General features: G+C 37.4%; 21 protein-coding genes. 13 read left to right on the top strand and 8 right to left on the bottom strand.

Going from position 1 to position 20,261, the window contains the following annotated elements; all coding sequences use genetic code 11:
- Positions 1 to 9: 9 nt before the first annotated feature.
- The 3 genes from secG (at position 10) to groL (ending at position 2,581) form a co-directional block, all read left to right on the top strand.
- Positions 10 to 369: a preprotein translocase subunit SecG gene (gene secG / locus C4F49_RS01660; protein WP_196934087.1), complete on the top strand. Its 360-nt coding sequence runs from the start codon at positions 10 to 12 to the stop codon at positions 367 to 369.
- Between the two features lie 202 nt (positions 370 to 571).
- On the top strand, positions 572 to 847 hold the full coding sequence (locus C4F49_RS01655) for a co-chaperone GroES (protein WP_196934086.1): 276 nt from the start codon (positions 572 to 574) through the stop codon (positions 845 to 847).
- A gap of 99 nt (positions 848 to 946) precedes the next feature.
- A complete protein-coding gene (gene groL / locus C4F49_RS01650) occupies positions 947 to 2,581 on the top strand; it encodes a chaperonin GroEL (RefSeq protein ID WP_196934085.1) in 1,635 nt (544 codons plus the stop codon).
- A 139-nt stretch (positions 2,582 to 2,720) separates the two neighbouring features.
- On the opposite strand, the gene C4F49_RS01645 is transcribed toward groL, so the two are convergent.
- Positions 2,721 to 3,440 (bottom strand): 3-keto-disaccharide hydrolase, encoded by a 720-nt coding sequence (locus tag C4F49_RS01645; RefSeq protein WP_196934084.1) that lies wholly within the window; start codon positions 3,438 to 3,440, stop codon positions 2,721 to 2,723.
- A gap of 98 nt (positions 3,441 to 3,538) precedes the next feature.
- On the opposite strand from C4F49_RS01645, the gene C4F49_RS01640 reads away from it, so the two are divergent.
- Positions 3,539 to 4,369 carry a UDP-2,3-diacylglucosamine diphosphatase gene (locus C4F49_RS01640; protein WP_196934083.1) on the top strand — a complete coding sequence of 277 codons (831 nt, stop codon included), beginning with the start codon at positions 3,539 to 3,541 and terminating at the stop codon, positions 4,367 to 4,369.
- Here C4F49_RS01640 and C4F49_RS01635 read toward each other — a convergent pair.
- Positions 4,366 to 4,887 (bottom strand): NADPH-dependent FMN reductase, encoded by a 522-nt coding sequence (locus C4F49_RS01635; protein ID WP_196934082.1) that lies wholly within the window; start codon positions 4,885 to 4,887, stop codon positions 4,366 to 4,368. The genes C4F49_RS01640 and C4F49_RS01635 overlap by 4 nt on opposite strands.
- Before the next feature lie 221 nt (positions 4,888 to 5,108).
- On the opposite strand from C4F49_RS01635, the gene C4F49_RS01630 reads away from it, so the two are divergent.
- From C4F49_RS01630 to lepB, 5 genes are all read left to right on the top strand, one after another.
- The gene (locus tag C4F49_RS01630; protein WP_196934081.1) at positions 5,109 to 5,906 is read left to right on the top strand and encodes a ParA family protein; all 798 of its coding nucleotides are present in this window, start codon (positions 5,109 to 5,111) and stop codon (positions 5,904 to 5,906) included.
- Positions 5,907 to 5,908: 2 nt separating this feature from the next.
- Positions 5,909 to 6,841 carry a ParB/RepB/Spo0J family partition protein gene (locus C4F49_RS01625; RefSeq protein ID WP_196934080.1) on the top strand — a complete coding sequence of 311 codons (933 nt, stop codon included), beginning with the start codon at positions 5,909 to 5,911 and terminating at the stop codon, positions 6,839 to 6,841.
- Complete coding sequence (locus C4F49_RS01620) at positions 6,841 to 7,569, top strand: DUF5683 domain-containing protein (protein WP_196934079.1); 729 nt, start codon at positions 6,841 to 6,843, stop codon at positions 7,567 to 7,569. The genes C4F49_RS01625 and C4F49_RS01620 overlap by 1 nt, the downstream gene beginning before the upstream one ends.
- A 49-nt stretch (positions 7,570 to 7,618) precedes the next feature.
- Positions 7,619 to 8,362, top strand: a complete 744-nt coding sequence (gene dapB, locus C4F49_RS01615; protein WP_196934078.1) for a 4-hydroxy-tetrahydrodipicolinate reductase — start codon at positions 7,619 to 7,621, stop codon at positions 8,360 to 8,362.
- Between the two features lie 84 nt (positions 8,363 to 8,446).
- On the top strand, positions 8,447 to 9,853 hold the full coding sequence (gene lepB / locus C4F49_RS01610) for a signal peptidase I (RefSeq protein ID WP_196934077.1): 1,407 nt from the start codon (positions 8,447 to 8,449) through the stop codon (positions 9,851 to 9,853).
- 134 nt (positions 9,854 to 9,987) lie between these two features.
- On the opposite strand, the gene C4F49_RS01605 is transcribed toward lepB, so the two are convergent.
- Positions 9,988 to 10,704 carry a pyridoxine 5'-phosphate synthase gene (locus C4F49_RS01605; protein WP_196934076.1) on the bottom strand — a complete coding sequence of 239 codons (717 nt, stop codon included), beginning with the start codon at positions 10,702 to 10,704 and terminating at the stop codon, positions 9,988 to 9,990.
- Positions 10,705 to 10,816: 112 nt separating this feature from the next.
- Between C4F49_RS01605 and cdaA the strand changes: the two genes are divergently transcribed.
- From cdaA to C4F49_RS01585, 4 genes are all read left to right on the top strand, one after another.
- Positions 10,817 to 11,611: a diadenylate cyclase CdaA gene (gene cdaA / locus C4F49_RS01600; RefSeq protein WP_196934075.1), complete on the top strand. Its 795-nt coding sequence runs from the start codon at positions 10,817 to 10,819 to the stop codon at positions 11,609 to 11,611.
- A gap of 122 nt (positions 11,612 to 11,733) precedes the next feature.
- Positions 11,734 to 12,642 (top strand): DUF1338 domain-containing protein, encoded by a 909-nt coding sequence (locus tag C4F49_RS01595; protein WP_196934074.1) that lies wholly within the window; start codon positions 11,734 to 11,736, stop codon positions 12,640 to 12,642.
- A gap of 6 nt (positions 12,643 to 12,648) precedes the next feature.
- Positions 12,649 to 15,585, top strand: coding sequence for an FAD-binding and (Fe-S)-binding domain-containing protein (locus C4F49_RS01590; protein ID WP_196934073.1), 2,937 nt, complete (start codon positions 12,649 to 12,651; stop codon positions 15,583 to 15,585).
- 123 nt (positions 15,586 to 15,708) lie between these two features.
- Positions 15,709 to 16,245: a hypothetical protein gene (locus C4F49_RS01585; RefSeq protein ID WP_196934072.1), complete on the top strand. Its 537-nt coding sequence runs from the start codon at positions 15,709 to 15,711 to the stop codon at positions 16,243 to 16,245.
- 171 nt (positions 16,246 to 16,416) lie between these two features.
- Here the strand turns inward: C4F49_RS01585 and C4F49_RS01580 are convergent, their stop codons facing one another.
- The 5 genes from C4F49_RS01580 to C4F49_RS01560 form a co-directional block, all read right to left on the bottom strand.
- A complete protein-coding gene (locus tag C4F49_RS01580) occupies positions 16,417 to 16,737 on the bottom strand; it encodes a type II toxin-antitoxin system VapC family toxin (protein ID WP_196934071.1) in 321 nt (106 codons plus the stop codon).
- On the bottom strand, positions 16,722 to 16,937 hold the full coding sequence (locus C4F49_RS01575; RefSeq protein WP_196934070.1) for a hypothetical protein: 216 nt from the start codon (positions 16,935 to 16,937) through the stop codon (positions 16,722 to 16,724). The genes C4F49_RS01580 and C4F49_RS01575 overlap by 16 nt, the downstream gene beginning before the upstream one ends.
- 313 nt (positions 16,938 to 17,250) lie before the next feature.
- On the bottom strand, positions 17,251 to 18,096 hold the full coding sequence (locus tag C4F49_RS01570) for a DUF2911 domain-containing protein (RefSeq protein WP_196934069.1): 846 nt from the start codon (positions 18,094 to 18,096) through the stop codon (positions 17,251 to 17,253).
- 190 nt (positions 18,097 to 18,286) lie between these two features.
- Positions 18,287 to 19,567, bottom strand: a complete 1,281-nt coding sequence (locus C4F49_RS01565) for a sugar MFS transporter (protein ID WP_196934068.1) — start codon at positions 19,565 to 19,567, stop codon at positions 18,287 to 18,289.
- A gap of 277 nt (positions 19,568 to 19,844) precedes the next feature.
- A complete protein-coding gene (locus tag C4F49_RS01560) occupies positions 19,845 to 20,261 on the bottom strand; it encodes a hotdog fold thioesterase (protein WP_196934067.1) in 417 nt (138 codons plus the stop codon).

Below are 20,261 nucleotides of genomic sequence, written 5' to 3'. Positions count from 1 at the left end.
TATATCAGAATGACAACGTTATTAATTATCCTAATTATTGCAACAAGTGTGTTATTATCCTTTTTTGTATTAATACAGAATCCAAAAGGTGGTGGTTTATCATCGGGTTTTGCAGGTGGATCTAACATTATGGGCGTAAAACGCACAAGTGATTTTTTAGAAAAAGGAACATGGGCATTAGTTATTGCATTAATGGTTTTCTGTTTAGCAATTAACATCGTTGGCCCTTCAGGCAGTTCAACTACAGGCGGTGGTTTAGGAGATCAAATCGAAGCTCCTCAACAAGTACCTAACTTGAATTTGAACAATACAGCTCCAGGAACAACATCTCCTGCGCCGGCTCAAACGCCTGCTGATACAGCAAACTAATTTGAATAAAAATATAAAGAAAGCTTCTTGGGTACCAAGAGGCTTTTTTTATGTGCTGACATCCTGACACATCATCAGCAGATGTCGTGACAATCAGAAAATATTCGATGAAATATTGTCAAGAATAGCAAGCTATTTTTCTTTGGCATAATTGGTGAGGAGTGAAGTATATAAACATTTAAATAATAACAATTAAATAATTATGGCATTAAGTATTAAACCTATTGGAGACAGAGTGGTAGTTGAAGCTGCCCCTGCAGAAGAAAAAACGGCGTCAGGTATTTATATTCCCGATACGGCTAAAGAAAAACCATCTCAAGGAACAATTGTTGCGGTTGGAACTGGAAGACCAGAAGAGCCTCTAACTGTACAAGTTGGTGATAAAGTTTTGTATGGTAAATATGCAGGAACAGAAATCACTTACGAAGGTAAAGAGTATTTAATTATGCGTGAGTCTGATATTTACGCAGTTCTGTAGTTCAAAAACTAAAGTTTAATCATTTAAAATATAGAAAGGTTATCGCGTTAGGTTAAACATTTAACGAAAATAGCTTTCAGTATATATCATAAATAAACCATGGCAAAACAAGTAAAATATAACGTTGAAGCGCGTGACGCGCTCAAAAAAGGAGTTGATACTCTTGCAAACGCAGTAAAAGTAACATTAGGCCCTAAAGGTCGTAATGTGATTATTGAGAAAAAATTCGGTGCACCTTCAATCACAAAAGATGGTGTTACTGTTGCTAAAGAAATCGATTTAAAAGATCCTTTAGAAAATATGGGTGCTCAAATGGTAAAAGAAGTTGCTTCTAAAACTGCTGACCAAGCTGGTGATGGAACAACAACTGCAACTGTTTTAGCTCAAGCAATTATTGCTCCTGGTATTAAATCGGTTGCTGCCGGTGCAAATCCCATGGATTTGAAACGCGGTATCGACAAAGCTGTTGCAGCTGTTGTTGCTGATTTAAAATCACAATCTCAAGTTGTTGGTCAAGACATCAACAAAATCAAACAAGTTGCTTCCATCTCTGCAAACAATGACGATATAATCGGTTCATTGATTGCTGAAGCAATGCAAAAAGTTGGAAATGATGGTGTTATCACCGTTGAGGAAGCAAAAGGTACTGAAACTGAAGTGAAAACTGTGGAAGGTATGCAATTCGACCGTGGATATTTATCTCCATATTTCGTAACGAATTCTGACAAAATGGAAGCGGAATTAGAAAACCCTTACATTTTAATCTACGACAAAAAAATCAGCAACATGAAAGAATTGTTGCCAATTTTGGAAAAACAAGTTCAAACTGGAAAACCACTTGTAATTATTGCTGAAGATTTAGACGGAGAAGCATTAGCAACTTTAGTTGTTAATAAAATCCGCGGATCTCTGAAAGTTGCTGCTGTTAAAGCGCCAGGTTTCGGTGACCGTCGTAAAGCAATGTTGGAAGATATCGCTATCTTAACTGGCGGTACAGTTATTTCTGAAGAAAGAGGTTACAAATTAGAGAACGCTGAATTAGAGTACTTAGGTCAAGCTGAAAAAGTTGTTATCGACAAAGATAATACTACAGTGATCAATGGTGCTGGAAGCAGCGATGATATCAAAGCACGCGTTTCTCAAATCCGTACGCAAATCGAATCTACTACTTCTGATTACGATCGCGAGAAATTACAAGAGCGTTTAGCTAAATTATCTGGTGGTGTCGCTGTATTGTATGTTGGCGCAACAACAGAAGTTGAAATGAAAGAGAAAAAAGACCGCGTTGATGATGCATTGCATGCAACTCGCGCTGCGGTTGAAGAAGGTATCGTTGCTGGTGGTGGAGTTGCTTTTATCCGCGCTTCCAATGCATTGCAAGGTGTCAAAGGTGACAACGAAGATGAAACGATCGGTATCGAAATCATCAGACGTGCGATCGAAGAGCCTTTGCGTCAAATCTGTAACAATGCAGGTATCGAAGGAGCAGTTGTTGTTCAGAAGGTTAAAGAAGGAACGGCTGATTTCGGTTACAATGCACGTACAGATGTTTACGAAAACTTAATTGGAGCAGGTGTTATTGACCCAACTAAAGTTTCTCGCGTAGCATTAGAAAATGCAGCTTCTGTAGCTTCGATGTTGTTAACTACTGAATGTGTACTAGCTGACGAGCCAGAAGAAAATGCTGGTGCTGGTGCTCCTCCAATGGGTGGTGGCATGGGTGGCATGATGTAATGCTAGCTAAGTAAAAATTAAAAATTCAAAATAGGAAGGGGCGAAATTTTCGCCCCTTTTTTATGATCAATAAAATTGTGTTTTAGAAAATTATTTTCTTTTAGGGTCTTGGTTTTCAAATACCTAAGAGATTTCTATTTTAAATTTCCCTAATCTTAATATTGCGAAACGCAATAAAATCGGTGTGGTTTTGCAAAGCGATTTTGCCAGAAGAAAATGTGCCGAATGCAGGGTAATTTTTCATATTGGTGGATTTAACAAAATCGGCCCATTCCTGAGTTCCTGTAGTTCCTTCAAATGTTAAAGCACCGTTTAGCCAGAAACTAACTTGGTTATTTTTTTGAACGATTTTTGATTCATTCCATTCTCCGAAAGGCTTTGGTTTTGAGTTTGTTCCATAGCAAGAAACCGCATACAAGCATCCAGCCCAATGCGTGGAATCGATTTGATGGCGATGTTCGGAATTCGTGTTATCTAATAACTGCATTTCCAGGCCTGTCGCAAATGTTGCTGCATATTCCGGAGATTCATTCACGTTGATCAATACGCCACTATTCCCGCCCTTGCTCACTTTCCAATCGATCAGCAGTTCAAAATCTTTGTATTCTTTATCCGTAATAATATCTCCAAAAACACCTTTGTTTTTTGGATCGCACACCAATTCTCCATCACGTGCTTCCCATTTTGACAGCGTATCGCCAAGGTTATACACATGCCAGCCTGTTAAAGTTTTTCCGTCGAATAAAAGTTCCCAGCCTTCTTCTTTCTCTGCATCTGACAAAGTATTAATTTCTGTTTTTGGTGAGGAACAGGATGCGATCAATGCCGCAAAACCAAGGATGATTACGCTATATTTCATGGAATAAAATTTTTATCAAATTAAGTAAAATTTATTAATTTGTTAACTACCTGAAAATGATAAGTTAACATGATTTCCGTTAGTTTGAAAAAACGAATATGAAGAGAAATGTTGATGTTGTAGTACTTTCAGATATTCATTTAGGAACCTATGGATGTCATGCGCAGGAGCTGCTCCACTATTTGAAATCTGTAAATCCTGGGAAGTTGATTTTGAATGGCGATATCATTGATATTTGGCAATTCAAAAAAAGCTATTTTCCAGACAGTCACTTTGCTGTTTTAAAGCAGCTTTTGGACATGGCTTATCAAGGCTGTGAAATCGTTTACATAACGGGAAACCATGATGAGCTGTTGCGGAAATTTAACCATGTCAAATTCGGGAACATTCAATTGGCGAATAAGCTATTGCTAAATCTGGGTGGAAAAAGTACCTGGATTTTTCATGGTGATGTGTTTGATGCTTCGATCCAACATTCAAAATGGTTAGCAAAATTGGGTGGCTGGGGTTACGACCGATTGATCCAATTGAACAACGTAATCAATTGGGCACTTTTAAAAATGGGAAGAGAAAGGTATTCACTATCGAAGAAAATAAAAAACACCGTAAAAAAAGCGGTAAAATTTATTTCGGATTTTGAAGAAACGGCCTCAGAATTAGCAATAGAAAGCAAATACGATTATGTGATTTGCGGACATATTCACAACCCTCAAATTCGGGAAGTTGTTACGAAAAAAGGGTCATGTATTTATATGAATTCAGGCGATTGGGTGGAAAATTTAACTGCCTTAGAATACAATCGCGGAGCGTGGGAAATCTTTTATTATGAGCTAAAGAAAGGTGAGATGGGGAAATATCCGGTAGAAGAAATCCGTTTCAAAAATTCAATCGAAGACCTGTTAGAAAATATTATCAAAGGGAATAATTAGAAGCGAATAATTTCCTCAATCTGCTCCTGAACAAACCGTAGGGTTATCGGATCTACCAACTCCAAATCTTGGTTGATTTCATGCTGAATTTGTGGAATATGGATCTTTAGCGGAAGCACATGCATTCGTAAATAATTGCAGACTCCTGTAAAATGATCAACACCGCGAATATTTCCATATTTGCCGGTCGAAATGCCAACTAAAGCTACTTTTTTATGCGTGAATGAAATCGGAAAAGCACAAGCATCAATAAATAATTTTAGAATCCCTGGATAACTGCCATTGTATTCGGGAATAATGAATATAAATTTCTGAGCCAACGAAACCTTATCTTGAATTTTTGAGAATTCCTCCGATCTTTTTCCATACAGATCCGTTTCAATAATATCCGATGGAAGATCGGTCAGCGATAGAATTTCCCAGTCTTCATTTCGGAGTTTTAATTCTTCCTGATAGTAGCGTGCTATTTTTAAGGAGTTGCTAGGCTGTCTGTTTGTACCTGAAATAATTAAATTCATTGTTCTTATGTAACTTATCAAAAGCAAAGATTTAGGATACAAATAGGTGCTTCATTTTTTGTATCTTAGCATCAAATTGTATTCTTCGACGCACAGGTCAAAAATAGCAATTTTAACATCATTTAAGCATTTACTATACGAATGATTTTAAAATTTTAAGTTAATTTTAACGAGAATCTAATTTTTTATTTTTTGTAGAGCAAGCAAGGTATTTCAAGACAATGGGAAAAATTATAGCAATAGCCAATCAAAAAGGCGGTGTAGGAAAAACAACAACTTCCATTAATTTAGCGGCAAGTTTGGCTGTTTTAGAGTATAAGACATTGCTAATCGATGCTGACCCGCAGGCGAACTCCACATCAGGAATCGGATTCGACCCTAGATCCATCAAGGCTAGTATTTATGAATGTTTAGTCAATGATTTGGATCCTTTGGAAGCCATTCAACAGACTGAAACGCCTAATTTAGATTTACTGCCAGCACATATCGATTTGGTGGGTGCGGAAATTGAAATGATCAACCTGAACGAGCGCGAGTACAAGATGAAGAAAATGCTCGATCAGATTAAGGATAATTATGATTTTATCATTATCGATTGTTCACCTTCTTTGGGATTGATCACGATCAATGCGTTGACAGCAGCAAGCTCGGTTATTATTCCTGTTCAGTGTGAATATTTCGCATTGGAAGGTCTAGGCAAATTATTGAACACGATTAAAATCGTTCAAAGCCGTTTGAATACAGCCTTAGAGATTGAAGGGATTTTATTGACCATGTATGATGTGCGTTTGCGTTTATCGAATCAGGTCGTCGAAGAAGTGCGCACGCATTTCAGCGAATTGGTTTTTGATACGATTATTCAGCGCAATACACGTTTAAGCGAAGCGCCTAGCTTCGGTATTTCTGTGATTATGCATGATGCGTCTTGCAAAGGGGCGATAAATTATCTAAACTTAGCGAGAGAAATCTTGCAGAAAAATGGATTATTAGAAGAAAATATCCAATCAGTATCCGTATAAATATGGCAGCACAACAACGAAAAACAGGACTGGGAAAGGGATTAGGTGCTCTATTACAAGAGGAGGACATTCAGGTTTCGAGAACCTCTATTCATAATTCTTCAGGCACAACAAAAAATTTAGAAACTTCTCCGGCAGGAAGCATAAATTTTATCCAAGTAGATCAAATTAATGTCAATCCATTTCAGCCGAGAACGGATTTTGATCCGCAAGCATTAGCAGAATTAGCCGATTCGATTAAGCTTCAAGGTTTGATTCAGCCGATCACCGTTCGTCAGATTAGCAAAAACGAATATCAGCTAATTTCTGGTGAGCGACGATTGCGCGCTTCGAAATTAGCGGGAATAAAAGAAATTCCAGCTTATGTTCGCACAGCGAATGACCAGCAAATGCTGGAAATGGCGCTTATCGAAAATATTCAGCGTGAAAACCTAAATGCGATTGAAGTAGCCTTGAGTTTTCAGCGGATGATTGAAGAATGTAATCTAAAGCAAGAGGAATTGGGTGATCGAGTTTCTAAAAATAGATCGACCGTCACAAATTACCTTCGTTTACTGAAGCTTCCTCCCGTTATCCAAGCGGCTATCCGTGATGGTCAGTTATCAATGGGACATGCACGTGCTTTGGTCAATGTTGCTGAAATTGATGTTCAGTTATTTATTTTCAAAGAAGTTATAGAAAAATCATTATCTGTCCGTAAAACAGAAGAATTGGTTCGCATCATGCAGGAGCAATCGGCCAATTCTGATCAAAAAAATAAGAGGAAATCAAACCCAATGAGTTTTCAATTTCAAAAGATTGAGGATGATTTGGCTTCAAAATTTGCAACACGAGTAAAACTTAACATGAAGTCTGCTAAAGGAAAAGGAGCGATAGAAATTCCTTTCGATTCGGAAGATGATTTAAGCCGTATTCTCGAACTATTGGATTGGTAATGCATAAATTAAGCATCATATTATTTCTTTTACTTTTCGTTAACTTTTCTTATGCTCAGGTTGTAGATACCATTCCGGCGACGAAAACTATTCAAACTGATTCTATTGCAAAAGCTGCACAGGATACGGTGAAAGAGACTAGAAAAGAACGTCGCGAAAGAGAGAAAGCCGAAAAAGAACGCGAGAAATATTACTTTAAAGACATCAAAAAAGATTCAGCAAGATTGCACATTGAAGAATTGTCCAGAAAAGCTTGGAGAAGATCATTGGTTTTGCCAGGATGGGGACAATATACCAACGGCGGTTTGTGGTGGGTTAAAGTTCCTGTCATTTACGGTGGACTTGTAGCTGGTTATTTCACTTTTGATTATTGGCAATTTTATTACAGAACATATTTAACTGAGTTGCAGTATCGTTCTGCAAACAATGGGGAAACAGATCCAAATGGTCCATGGGCAGAAATTAGCTACAGTACAGATGGATTGATTCGCGCGAAAGACAATGTTCGGCGAAACCGTGATTTGGTCATACTAGCTACAGTTGGCTGGTATGGGTTGAATGTATTAGAAGCCTATGTCAATTCGATGTTGAAATATCGATGGGACATGAGCGATAATTTATCGTTTAAGGTTTCTCCAACATTTCTGCCGACCTATGGAACAACAACCAATATTTTTCAAGGAAATATGATGGCTCCAGGAATTAAATTTACAATGAACTTAAAATAATAATTGTATAAGATATTTGTTAAATTAGCCAATTATAATACGCAAACAGATGAAAATAGTACTATTAGGTTATGGCAAAATGGGCCAGCTAATTGAAAAATTTGTGCTTAAACGAGGGCATGAAATAGCACTAATAGTGGATGAAAATAACCGGGGAAATCTTCTACCTTCTGATTTAGAAAACGCGGATATCGCAATCGATTTTAGCACTCCACATGCTGCATTGGAAAACATCAGTCTTTGTTTCGAAGCTCATTTGCCGCTAGTTGTGGGTACGACGGGCTGGTATGAACATTTGGACGAAGTGAAGGAAATGTGTTTAGCCGAAGACCAAAGCATTTTATATGGCTCTAATTTTAGCATTGGTGTCAATGTTTTTTTTCATGTCAATAAATTGTTGGCGCAAGCCATGAATCCATATAAACAATACGAAGTTCAGGTTGAAGAAATTCACCACATCCATAAATTGGATGCGCCTAGCGGAACAGCGATTACAATTGCCGAAGGCATCATTGATAATTTTGATCAGAAAAAATCTTGGGTCAATGACTTGGTAGACGATTCGAAAGAAGTGATTACAAAACCTGAAGAATTGCTGATTGAGAGCTTACGTATTGAAGAAGTTCCAGGAACGCATACCGTACTTTATAGTTCAGAAGTTGATCAGATTGAATTTAAACATACGGCGCACAGCCGAGAAGGTTTTGCCTTGGGAGCTGTGATTGCAGCGGAGTGGCTTTATGGTAAAAAAGGCTTTTATCAAGTAACAGAAATGTTCGATTTTAATAAGTAAACAGCATTAGTTGTAACAAAATTTAAAAATAAGCGACTTACACTGAGGTCGATTATTCAGTAAAATAGTTTTAAAGAAAATCCTATGTGGTATATCATTTTTGGAATAGTAACAGTAATTTCTTTATACGGTTTATGGCTGCTTTTTAAGAAGGCGGGTAAACAAGGTTGGGAATCTATTATTCCATTTTATAGAGAATACGTAATGGCGCAATTGACGGCTAGGCCTACTTGGTGGGTTTTCTTGCTGTTGGTTCCAATTGTCAATATTTTTATTTTCTACGGATTGTATTTTGATTTGCTTAAATCATTTGGAAAACGTCGTTTTTGGGAAACAGCAGCGGCCGTTTTGGTGCCGTTTATCGTGTTGCCGATGTGGGGTAGAGATCCATTGGTCAAATATTTAGGTCCCTCAAATACGGAAGAATTTAAAAAGAAATATCCTTATAAAAAGACAGCGGCTCGTGAATGGGCAGATGCAATTATTTTTGCTACAATTGCTGCATCGTTAATCCGTGGGTTTCTTATAGAAGCTTACATGATTCCGACAGGGTCAATGGAAAGAAGTTTGTTGGTTGGAGATTTTCTGTTTGTAAGCAAATTAAATTACGGGCCACGAATTCCAATGACGCCACTTGCATTTCCATTTGCACACCATACCATGCCAATTACGGGGGGCAAGGCTTATTCAGAAATTATTCATATTCCATACAAACGCCTTCCAGGATTTCAGGAAATCAAACGTTATGACGTGATAGTTTTTAATTTGCCTACAGAAGCTGATGCGCCTTACAACCGTCCTGTAGATAAACGTGAAAATTATATCAAGCGTTGTATCGGTATTCCGGGCGATGTGGTTGAGATGAAATCTGGAAAGCTTTTTGTCAACGGAGAAAATGGGTTTGATTCTCCTGATGTGCAGCACGGTTATTTCGTCTACACAGATGGTACAGGATTGAATAAACAGCGATTGATTGACAAACGCTATGAATTTAATGAAAGTTTTGTTGAACCTTATCTATTGCATATCACAGCTGAAGAAGAAAAAGACGTAGCTTCTTGGGGAAATGTGAAGCGAATAATTCCTTACGAAGTAAGCGGCTCCGCTTTTCCACATGAGCATCCTTATAATTGGGATTTCCATAATTTCGGGCCTTTAAACGTGCCAAAAAGCGGAGATGTCGTAACCTTAGATAGCTTGACACTACCAATTTATACACGGATTATTACGGTATATGAAGGAAATACGTTAGAGAAAAAAGCCGATGGCATATACATCAATGGACTAAAAACCGAGACCTACACCGTAAAAATGAATTATTACTGGATGATGGGTGATAATAGAGATAATTCATTGGATTCTAGAGAATTCGGATTTGTCCCTGAAGATCATATCGTTGGTAAAGCCTTGTTTACTTGGTTGAGCTGGGATAAAGACGGAACTTTCTTATCGAAAATTCGATGGAATAGAATCTTTAGAGGAATTGAATAACACTGTGGAAATTCAAAAAATGTAGAAAGGCTTTAAGAGTCGAAGGTTAATAAAAGCCACAAAGAATGATTTATGATCTTATCTCTGTGGCTTTTTCGGTAAATTCTCTATATTTCTAAAGGGATATTTACTTTTTACTTTAATGCAGCTAGGTAACGCTTGATGGTTTCTTCTAAGCCTAAGTAAAGCGCATCGGCAATCAAGGCATGACCTATGCTGACTTCCAATAAGTCGGGAATATGTTGATTGAAATAGGCCAAGTTATTCAAATCTAAATCATGGCCTGCATTTACGCCTAATCCTACTTCTCTTGCTTTAATCGCCGCTCTGAAATAAGGACGAATAGCTTCATCTTTTCTTGAGTTAAAAGCTTCTGCATAGGCTTCGGTGTATAATTCTATTCGGTCAGTTCCAGTTTCGGCTGCCGCTTCAACCATGTCTTCATCAGGATCGACAAAAATCGAAACGCGGATGCCCTGATCTTTGAAAAGTTTGCACATTTCAGTCAAGTAATCTTTATGTTTTATCGTGTCCCAGCCATGGTTTGACGTGATTTGTCCCAATTCATCAGGAACTAAGGTAACTTGAGTTGGTTTATTGGCTAATACCAAATCCACAAATTTCTGCTCCCTGCAATTTCCTTCGATATTAAACTCTGTTTTGATTGCCGCTTTTAGATCGAAGACATCCTGATAACGTATATGGCGTTCGTCAGGACGTGGATGAACTGTGATTCCCTGCGCTCCAAATCGTTCGCAAGCCAATGCTGCCGCAACAACATTAGGCACGTTTCCACCCCGAGAATTTCTTAGTGTCGCAATCTTATTGATGTTCACTGATAACTTTGTCATTTCCATAGTTTCTTTGAATTTAACACTGTAAAAATGCGAATTATTAGGCGCATTATGGCTTTTTAGGAATAATTAACAATTTCTTTTAGGAATTTAATTAAATTGCATTCAAATGAATGGAATAGATTTCAGTTTTCTTAGTGAATTTCGCCTGCTCGATTTTATCGATATTATCCTTGTGGCTATCATTATCTATTACGTTTACAGCCTGATTAAAGGAACGATTGCTGTGAATATTCTGATAGGAGTAGGTTTGTTTTACGGAATATACCTAGTCGTAAAGCAATTGGAAATGAAACTATTAACTGAAATTTTTGGCGGTTTTATTTCTGTCGGCTCGATTGCATTGATTGTGGTTTTTCAGCAAGAAATCAGGCGGTTTTTATTGCATATCGGGAAAAATATTTCCATGCGAAGAAAGAAATACCTTTGGTCTTTCTTCGGAAGTAAAAAATCTGTCGAAAATAGCAACGCCGATAGTATTAAACCAATCATAGAAGCGTGCAGGAGCATGTCAAAAACCAAAACAGGTGCCTTATTGATCTTCTCTAAATATTTTGACGAAGAATATTATCAATCTAGCGGTGTACCCATCGATGCGCCAGTTTCGAAAGCTTTGATCGAATCCATTTTCTTTAAAAACAGTCCTCTGCATGATGGAGCTGTTGTAATAGTGGATTATCGGGTAATGACTGCAAGCTCGATTTTGCCCATTTCCGACAGCGAGGATTTGCCTCCGCAATTTGGTTTGCGCCACCGGGCCGCAATTGGTGTAACGGAAATTTCCGAAGCGATTGCGGTTGTGGTTTCTGAAGAAACAGGCGAGATTTCTTTTGCTAAGGATGGGAATGTAAATATTGATTTGACTCCAGAAGAGCTGGAGAAAATTCTTATCGAAGAATTATAATTTTCAGAATATTATTTGCCAATCGCTTGATGTTGCTGAATTATTTTCAATAATATCCACTTTTTCACTTTCCTATATTGCTAATAAATCGTTAAATTTACTTTAGTGTAAAACGTAAATATATGCAGTTTCAAGAAAATTCTCCCTTAGCTATTGTATTGAATGATTTGTTTGATCATTATAAGAAAAATGTTTCTGATGTCAGTAAGATAACCGATGCATTGGTTGAAAAGGATGTGATTCAATCGGAAGCGGAAATTGTCAATGACCATATAGCTTTTAGAACTTTGGGCGTACCGAATTTGGGGATTGCTTCATTTGAAGAAATATTTATTGCTTACGGCTATTCCAAACGCGATCATTATTATTTTGAAGGAAAGAAATTGGATGCCTATTGGTTTTCGCCTCCTTCGCCAGAATTTCCTAGAATTTTTGTTTCTGAATTGATTGTCTCTGCTTTATCAAAAGAAGCACAGGACATTATTTATAAATATACCAGTCCCATTTCTAATGATCCTGTGGATACATTGGATTTGCAGAATGGCGAAGAAGTGGCTGCTTTTCTTCAAAAACCTTTATGGGATTTGCCAACTTCAGTAGAATATGAAGCGTTGCTGTCCGAGTCTGAATATGCAGCTTGGGTAATTTATAACCGCTATTATTTGAATCATTATACCATCAGTATTCATGAACTGAAAGATGGATACAATACATTGGAAGAATTCAATGCATTTCTGGAAAGTATTGGTGTCAAATTGAATACTTCTGGAGGAAAAATAAAAACAAGCGACGATGGTTTATTAAGACAGAGCAGTACGGTTTCTGCTTTGTACGATGCAAGTTTTGCTGATGGAAAGACGTTAAAAATTGCTGGAAGCTATGTGGAATTTGCAGAGCGAAGCGTCCTGCCGGAATACAAGCATCTTCCTAAAGAAAGCATTGAAGTGAAACATCGTCGTGACGGTTTTGAAACAAACAATGCCGATAAAATATTCGAAAGCACCTACATCACACAGATCAAAAATTCGTAATTATCCATGGAAGCCTTATTAGCGGAGCTAAAAAATCAGCTTTCGGGCGAACTTTTCTGGGATGAAAAAATGCGTATTCTCTACGCTACGGATGCTTCTGCTTATCGGGAACTGCCATTGGCGGTCGCTTTTCCAAAAGACGAAGAAGACCTTAAAAAACTCATTGCGTTTGCTACGAACTATGAAACTTCCTTAATCCCTAGAACTGCTGGTACTTCGCTGGCCGGACAGGTTGTTGGAGCCGGAATAGTCGTCGATGTTTCTAAATATTTTACCAATATTATCGAACTTAATCCAAACGAAAAATGGATTCGATTGCAACCTGGAGTTGTTCGTGATGAGCTAAATGCCTATTTGAAAACCTTTGATCTATATTTCGGTCCAGAAACTTCGACTGCAAATCGCGCAATGATTGGAGGTATGGTTGGCAACAATTCCTGCGGTTCGAATTCCTTGATTTTTGGAAGCACAAGGGAGCATACTTTATCGATTACGGCTTTGTTGTCGGATGGTTCGAAAGCCGAATTTCAGGATTTATCTTTTGATGACTTCATTGCAAAATGCCAATTGGATACGTTAGAAGGGCAGTTGTATACACAAATTCGAAGCATTCTAGGGAACTATGAAAATCAGCAAGAAATCAATACGCAATTTCCCAAATCGTCTATTCCTAGAAGAAACACAGGTTACGCGATTGACTTATTATTGCGAAGCAACCCATTTCATACGGAAGGAGCGAATTTCAATTTTAGCAAATTGCTCTGTGGCTCCGAAGGTACGTTGGCATTTATAACCGAAATCAAGCTTAATCTTGCTGATTTATCCAAAAAGCCAACTGGACTTTTGTGTGTTCATTTTTCTTCAATTGATGAGGCTTTAAAAGCAAATTTGATTGCCTTGCAACATAAGCCCTTGGTTTCCGAACTGATGGATAAGTACATTTTGGACTGTACAGAAAGTAACATCGAACAAAAGAAAAATCGATTTTTTGTCCAAGGAAATCCAGAAGCCATTCTGATTATTGAGTACGAAGCAACATCGCTTGAAGAAATCGAGCAGAAAGTGGCATTAGTCGAAAATGATATGCGGAAAGCCGAATTGGGTTATTATTTTCCATTGATTACTGGTGCTGATAAAAAGAAAGTTTGGGATTTGCGGAAAGCTGGTTTAGGACTTTTGAGCAATATGCCTGGCGACGAAAAGCCCGTCGCGGTGATTGAGGACACGGCAGTCGCTGTCAATGATCTTCCAGCTTATATCCATGAGTTTAACCAACTGCTAGCTAAATACAACCTGTATTCGGTGCATTACGCACATGTCGCGACAGGAGAATTGCACCTTCGGCCAATTTTAAATCTGAAAACCGAAGAGGGTACCCAATTATTTCGCGAAATAGCCATTGAGGTAGCAAAATTGGTCAAGAAATATAAAGGATCATTAAGCGGCGAGCATGGCGACGGCCGATTGAGAGGGGAATTTATTTCCATGATGATTGGCGATAAGAATTATCAATTGCTAAAAGATATTAAACAAGCATGGGATCCAAAAGGTATTTTCAATCCTGGAAAAATTGTGGACAGCCCAGCTATGAATACACACTTGCGCTATGATTACAAGCAGAAGAGCCCAGTCATAAAATCCGTTTTTCGTTATGCAAACCAAACCATTCTTCAGCATGCTGAGCAATGCAATGGTTCTGGGGATTGCCGGAAATCTGCGGGATCGGGCGGTACGATGTGCCCTTCATACATGGTCACCAAAAACGAGCAAGATACGACGCGTGCGCGCGCAAATATATTGAGGGAACTCTTGACGCAGTCAACGAAAAACAATCCATTTGACCATGTCGAAATCAAAGAAGTCATGGATCTGTGCCTTTCTTGCAAAGGTTGCAAATCAGAATGTCCGTCTTCGGTCGATATGGCAAAATTGAAAGCTGACTTTTTGCAGCAGTATTACGACGCGAATGGAATTCCATTTCGAGCGAATATGATTGGCCATGTGGATCGATTAACGAAATTGGCTTCGGCTTTTCCTGCATTCTACAACTGGACAATCGGAAACGCATTTACTGGAAAGTTGATTAAAAAAGCAATGGGTTTTTCGACAATGCGTCCCCTTCCTGAAATCGCCAGCCAATCCTTGCGTCAATGGTTTTTGAAAAGAAATAAACCTGATCTTCGAAACTCGAAAATCAAATCAGTTTATTTTTTCTGCGATGAATTCACCAATTACAATGATGTAGAAATAGGAAAAAAGACCATCGAGCTTTTAGAAGCCTTGCATTACGAAGTGTTGATTATTCCGCATGCGTTTAGTGGCCGGGCTTTGATGTCAAAGGGGTTATTGCGCGAAGCGAAAAAATTGGCGAATAAAAATGTAGAATTATTCTCTTCCCGATTGAACGAAGAAACTTTGCTGGTTGGCGTTGAACCTTCAACTATTTTATCATTTCGGGATGAGTATGTTGATTTGGTGGATGAAAATCTCATTGCGGCAGCAAAAAAAATCGCTCCGTTAGCCGTTACAATTGAAGAATTTCTGCTGAAAGAATTTGAGTTGGGCAATATTCTTTCCAATCAATTTTTGGATGATAAAAAAGAGATTTTGGTTCATGGACATTGCCAGCAGAAAGCTTGGGGATTAGAAGATTCGATTAGCCAAGTTCTGTCAATTCCAGAAAATTTTAAGGTTAAAAAAATTCCTTCCGGTTGCTGTGGAATGGCGGGGTCTTTTGGCTATGAAAAGGAACATTATGATATCTCGATGAAAATCGGAGAATTAGTTTTATTCCCAACGATTCGAAATAAAAAGGAACATACAATTGTAGTAGCCCCGGGCTCTAGTTGCCGACATCAAATTGAACATGGCGTCATGGAAAAGGCGAAACATCCTGTGGAGGTTTTGTACAATTCTTTAAATATAGTCGAGCCGTCTAATTAAATTTAACTTTTAAACCTCATGGATCCTTATATCAACAAGTATAAAACTTATAGAGCTGTTGTATGTATGGGAGTTCTTTTTTTACTAATCAGTTGTTCTACTCAGCGCCTAAATTGTCAGAAATTGAACTACTTATCGTTATCCGAAGTTAGCAATAGCGAGCAATATATCATTGCTTCTTATCCTTCAAAAAATCAAGATAATGAATTCTTAGAGGATCGGTTCTTATTCAGACGAAGCAACTTAAGCAAGCCAGATGCAATAGAGGCACTTGAAGAATATTTTTGTTTTTACAAAAACCAGACTGTGAGCAATAGGACCTATTCTTACAGATACGGAAGAATTGAAAACAGAATGAAATTGATAAATGAGAACATCAAATTTTCTGTAGAAGTAGAAGCATTATACACATTAACCAGCATGATTTTTGACGATCCAGTTTACATTTCACCAGTTCTAATCAATAAAAATACCGGACAAATATGCAATTTTAGTAGAGAAGATATGGATGTAGTCTATAGAATTTATAAGGATTGGTTTAGAAGAATGAGGAAAGATGGATTTTCATCGATTTCTTGGCCATTGAAGAATTCAAACTACATGTGGCTAGGGGAAAATAGTGTGGAAGATATAGAAACTTTAATTAGTAAAGAAATGTGAAATTTTAATTGATGTTTAAGCTATTAAGGTTTTTGCTAAATGAAATTGAGAATCTTGGACTTTTATTACATACTTAATTCGATATTTTGAACATCATTTCTTTTGACTTACAGGATGTGCGGGTTTATGACTTTTAAATCCCCAATGTTTTTAAAATCATGTGTGTTTCTGCTAATTAAAAATTAAGTTATTTACCATAGCAGTGGCTGCAATAATAGCATCAGGTAATTTGATTTTTTTTTCTTTTCTCAAAACTACACACTGTGTAATTACACCAGGGGTAATATCTAATACGACACTATCAACAATAAAATTGTGAACATTTTGAGAAGTGATTTTATCTGTATTCCAGCAAAGGAGTTCAATTTGAGTAATTATGGAAAGGTTAGGTACTGCATCAATTACTACATCCAAAAAGACCATACCTAGGGAGGGCAAGGAAGCCGAAAGATAATCGGAAACCACATTAGTGTCAATCAGATATTGTTCCATTCGTTCCGCATCTGCTTAATATGTTCATTTAATTCTTCCGCTAGTTCTTTGCTTATGCTACCTCTGTATTTATCAGATAATTTTGTTTTTGCGGGATTCGTATTTCTTTTCAACACCTTTATTAGCTTCAACTCTTCCAACTCGTGTAGAATCCCCAGAGCTTTTTGGTTGGTTATTTCTATAAGAATAGTATTTTCCATGATATAAAACTTATTTAGTAAGCCAATTTTTGTTATAACCTAAAGCTTTCAACTTTCATAAAGTAACAAGTCAAAACGGTATGTTTGACTTTGAGACTCAGATTTCTTTTGCAGAGATACTTTTAATCTGTCTGCTAAAACCTAGCTTTGTCAAGCTTTAGTGCAAATCATAAAGTAAATTTACCTTAAATAGTGAAGATTGTCAAGTTGCTTGGACGAGAGGGGTGGGGACGGATTAGGAATACTAGTTTGATAGCAAAGTCGTAAAAGCAATTTGATAAAATTGCTTTTACGACGTATTCCTTAAGTAGTTTTATTTTTTCGCTTGTTCAATAACTTGCGTATTCAATTTAATGTATTCGCCGTTATTTGCTTTTTTCGCGATATCAACGCCCTCTTCAGCAGTTTTGATAGCAGCAGCTTTATTTCCTGATTTTAATAAAGCGCGAGCTTTCCAATATTTTATGTAAGGCATGTTTGTGTTGCCTTGATCAGCAATATTCATCCATTCAACAGCCTTATTGATGTCTAGATCATTTAGGTAATAATATTGAGCAGATTGGAAATATGGTTTTTTCTCACCTTTCATTGCTTCGTCAATCGATGCAAGAATTTCTTTAGTTTGGTCTGCCACAATTGTGAATTTGACTTTTGCTAAATCCCAAGCCAAGGAAACATTTGTAGATTTTGTCGTTACATCATCAAAGCTGATTGTAAATGTTTCTACTTTATTTGTTAAGGTCTCAGCCTTTACATTAAAGCGCAAGAAATCTTCTTCTTTTTTGTATTCGTAAGCTCCCCATTGTTTCACATTCGTCGAAAGAATAATGGTCCATTCATCTTTGTTTGGAATAGTAAAAATTCCATAAGTTCCTGCTGGAACAACATTTCCTTGAATGCTTACCTGTTCCTCAAATGTAATCGAAGGAATATTATTTGCTCCTGTACGCCATACTTCTCCGTATGGTACTAAGTCACCGAAAATCGTACGGCCATTGGTATTTGGACGTTGATAGGTCAGTTCAATGTTTTTAATTCCTAAACCTTGTTTTAAAGTTTGTGTACTGCTCGCGGGAGGTAATTTTACCTGTGCCATAGCATTCTGGCAAGTAAAAAATAATGCTGTTGCAGCGAATAGACTTAATACTGTTGTTTTCATTTACAATTGATTTTTTATCGATGTGAAATTACTAAAGATTTCATGATTATACAATGAACGAGATAAATCATTCTAGAGATACAATGGAATTTCAGATGTGGGAACATTTTAATTCAAATCCTCTAGAAATTTCACACAAAAAAAGAACTCCAATTGGAGTTCTTTTTTGTGTATATATGTAATTCTACTACTAAGCTTTTCCAACTTTATGTCCTGCAATGGCATAATAGAGAATGAATAAATAACATGGTAAAGCAATCCAGTATGCCGTGTGTGAACCAACGTGTTCAGCAAGCTGACCATAAAGCAAAGGGATAACTGCTCCACCCGCAATACCCATAACCAATAATCCAGATGCAGCGCTAGTGAATTTACCGACCCCTTTTAATGCTAATGGCCAAATGGCCGGCCAAATCAATGAATTTGCTAAACCCAATAAACCAACGAATATGAGTGAGATCATTCCAGAAGTTGAAACAATTCCGAATGTAAAAATTATTCCAAGAATACCGCAACCCTTCAAAGCGGTTTCTTGCTTCAAAAACCTTGGAATCGTAAGGATACCAATGATGTACCCAAGAACCATAGCCAACATAGTAAACATGGTAAAGTTTTTAGCAGTTTCCAATCCGATTCCTTGTGAAACTCCATAGGAGATGATGGTATCCCCAGCTAAAACCTCAACGCCGACATAAAGAAATAAGGTAATAAACCCCAATACAACATGAGGAAATTGGAAAATACTTGTTTTATTTTCGCTTACTTTATGATGGTCTGCCGTCTCTTCTTCATTTCCTTGGACATCAGGAAGATTAGACCTTGAAATCCAAAATGCTAAAATCAGTAAAACGATAACAATTCCAATGTAAGGATTAACAACTTGAAGCGCAATTCCATCTAGAGCTTTGCTATATTCCTCTGGAGATAAGGTTTCTACTTGTTTAGAAATTTTATCTGCTTCTCCTAAATTTAAAAATAACCCAAGAATAATTGGCGCTAGGCCGCCCGCCAATTTATTACATATCCCCATAATACTAATCCTTTTGGCAGCAGTTTCTACAGGTCCAAGAATTGTAATGTAAGGATTTGAGGCTGTCTGGAGAATTGCCAATCCACCGCCCATCGTAAACAATCCAATTAAAAAGATTAAATATGTTCGTGAATATGCTGCCGGAATAAACAATAAAGCGCCAAATGCCATTATGCCCAGAGCGATCCCCATTCCCTTTTTAAACCCATATTTATTCAGAACCCAAGTTGATACTGGGGCCATAACTAAATATGCAATGTAAAACGCGAAAGTGACTAAATAGGATTGAAATTCTGTTAAATCACATGCGATTCTTAAATATGGAATAAGTAGGGAATTCAGCCAGGTTACAAATCCGAAGATAAAAAATAAGGAGCCTATAATAATCATTGGGCCGGTCGTCGATTGACCTTCTTTTAAATACGCTTGTTTTGAATCCATTTTTGGAATTTTAGATTAATATTTTTTACATAAAAAGATTACACAAGGCTAATAAAATAATATGAGAAAAACGACATGAAATTTAAGTCAATCGATTGTGTTCTTATAGTAAAGCATATAAAATAGCCTGTATCGCTTCAATACATTGCTCAAAAGGTCATAAAAAAGTAGAGAGATTCCGTTGGGCGCAATCTCTCTACATTAAACCGTATCATAAAACCAAAAATGGTATTATATTGATAAAACAAACCTATTGAATAAAGGTTTGTCATATTTGTTATTTTCCGATAATCGCAATCGTCAATCTTGAGATACAAACCAATGCTTTCTTCTCATTGTGGATTTTAATATCCCATACATGGGTCTTCCCGCCAATATGCAGTGCGGTACATGTCGCATATACGTATCCTGAATTCACAGGGCGCAAATGATTTGCATTGATTTCAAGGCCGACTCCCATCTGTCTGTCCATATCTACCATCAAGTTCGATGCGACGCTGCCGACGGATTCGGCTAAAACCACGGATGCTCCGCCATGTAAAATTCCAAAAGGTTGCATGACTTTTTCAGTGACAGGCATGCGCGCTACGATAGAAGAAGATGTGATTTCAGTCGCTTCAATTTCTAGATAACCAGTCATGTTTTTAGCAAAAATCTGATTGACTTCTTCCAATGAATATTCTCTAAACCACAT

The sequence above is a fragment of the Sphingobacterium hungaricum genome (assembly GCF_015210005.1).
GTDB classification, from domain to species: Bacteria; Bacteroidota; Bacteroidia; order Sphingobacteriales; family Sphingobacteriaceae; genus Sphingobacterium; species Sphingobacterium hungaricum.
This window is presented reverse-complemented; position numbering and strand designations above follow the sequence as displayed.

Bases quoted from the DNA above. Each gene is read 5' to 3' on its own strand.
- C4F49_RS01645 (WP_196934084.1), bottom strand. From the start codon at position 3,440: ATGAAATATAGCGTAATCATCCTTGGTTTTGCGGCATTGATCGCATCC.
- C4F49_RS01635 (WP_196934082.1), bottom strand. From the start codon at position 4,887: ATGAATTTAATTATTTCAGGTACAAACAGACAGCCTAGCAACTCCTTA.
- C4F49_RS01560 (WP_196934067.1), bottom strand. From the start codon at position 20,261: ATGTGGTTTAGAGAATATTCATTGGAAGAAGTCAATCAGATTTTTGCT.
- lepB (WP_196934077.1), top strand. From the start codon at position 8,447: ATGTGGTATATCATTTTTGGAATAGTAACAGTAATTTCTTTATACGGT.
- dapB (WP_196934078.1), top strand. From the start codon at position 7,619: ATGAAAATAGTACTATTAGGTTATGGCAAAATGGGCCAGCTAATTGAA.
- C4F49_RS01575 (WP_196934070.1), bottom strand. From the start codon at position 16,937: ATGGAAAATACTATTCTTATAGAAATAACCAACCAAAAAGCTCTGGGG.
- C4F49_RS01570 (WP_196934069.1), bottom strand. From the start codon at position 18,096: ATGAAAACAACAGTATTAAGTCTATTCGCTGCAACAGCATTATTTTTT.
- C4F49_RS01620 (WP_196934079.1), top strand. From the start codon at position 6,841: ATGCATAAATTAAGCATCATATTATTTCTTTTACTTTTCGTTAACTTT.
- C4F49_RS01625 (WP_196934080.1), top strand. From the start codon at position 5,909: ATGGCAGCACAACAACGAAAAACAGGACTGGGAAAGGGATTAGGTGCT.
- C4F49_RS01655 (WP_196934086.1), top strand. From the start codon at position 572: ATGGCATTAAGTATTAAACCTATTGGAGACAGAGTGGTAGTTGAAGCT.
- C4F49_RS01605 (WP_196934076.1), bottom strand. From the start codon at position 10,704: ATGACAAAGTTATCAGTGAACATCAATAAGATTGCGACACTAAGAAAT.
- secG (WP_196934087.1), top strand. From the start codon at position 10: ATGACAACGTTATTAATTATCCTAATTATTGCAACAAGTGTGTTATTA.
- C4F49_RS01590 (WP_196934073.1), top strand. From the start codon at position 12,649: ATGGAAGCCTTATTAGCGGAGCTAAAAAATCAGCTTTCGGGCGAACTT.
- C4F49_RS01580 (WP_196934071.1), bottom strand. From the start codon at position 16,737: ATGGAACAATATCTGATTGACACTAATGTGGTTTCCGATTATCTTTCG.
- cdaA (WP_196934075.1), top strand. From the start codon at position 10,817: ATGAATGGAATAGATTTCAGTTTTCTTAGTGAATTTCGCCTGCTCGAT.
- C4F49_RS01630 (WP_196934081.1), top strand. From the start codon at position 5,109: ATGGGAAAAATTATAGCAATAGCCAATCAAAAAGGCGGTGTAGGAAAA.
- C4F49_RS01565 (WP_196934068.1), bottom strand. From the start codon at position 19,567: ATGGATTCAAAACAAGCGTATTTAAAAGAAGGTCAATCGACGACCGGC.
- C4F49_RS01640 (WP_196934083.1), top strand. From the start codon at position 3,539: ATGAAGAGAAATGTTGATGTTGTAGTACTTTCAGATATTCATTTAGGA.
- groL (WP_196934085.1), top strand. From the start codon at position 947: ATGGCAAAACAAGTAAAATATAACGTTGAAGCGCGTGACGCGCTCAAA.
- C4F49_RS01595 (WP_196934074.1), top strand. From the start codon at position 11,734: ATGCAGTTTCAAGAAAATTCTCCCTTAGCTATTGTATTGAATGATTTG.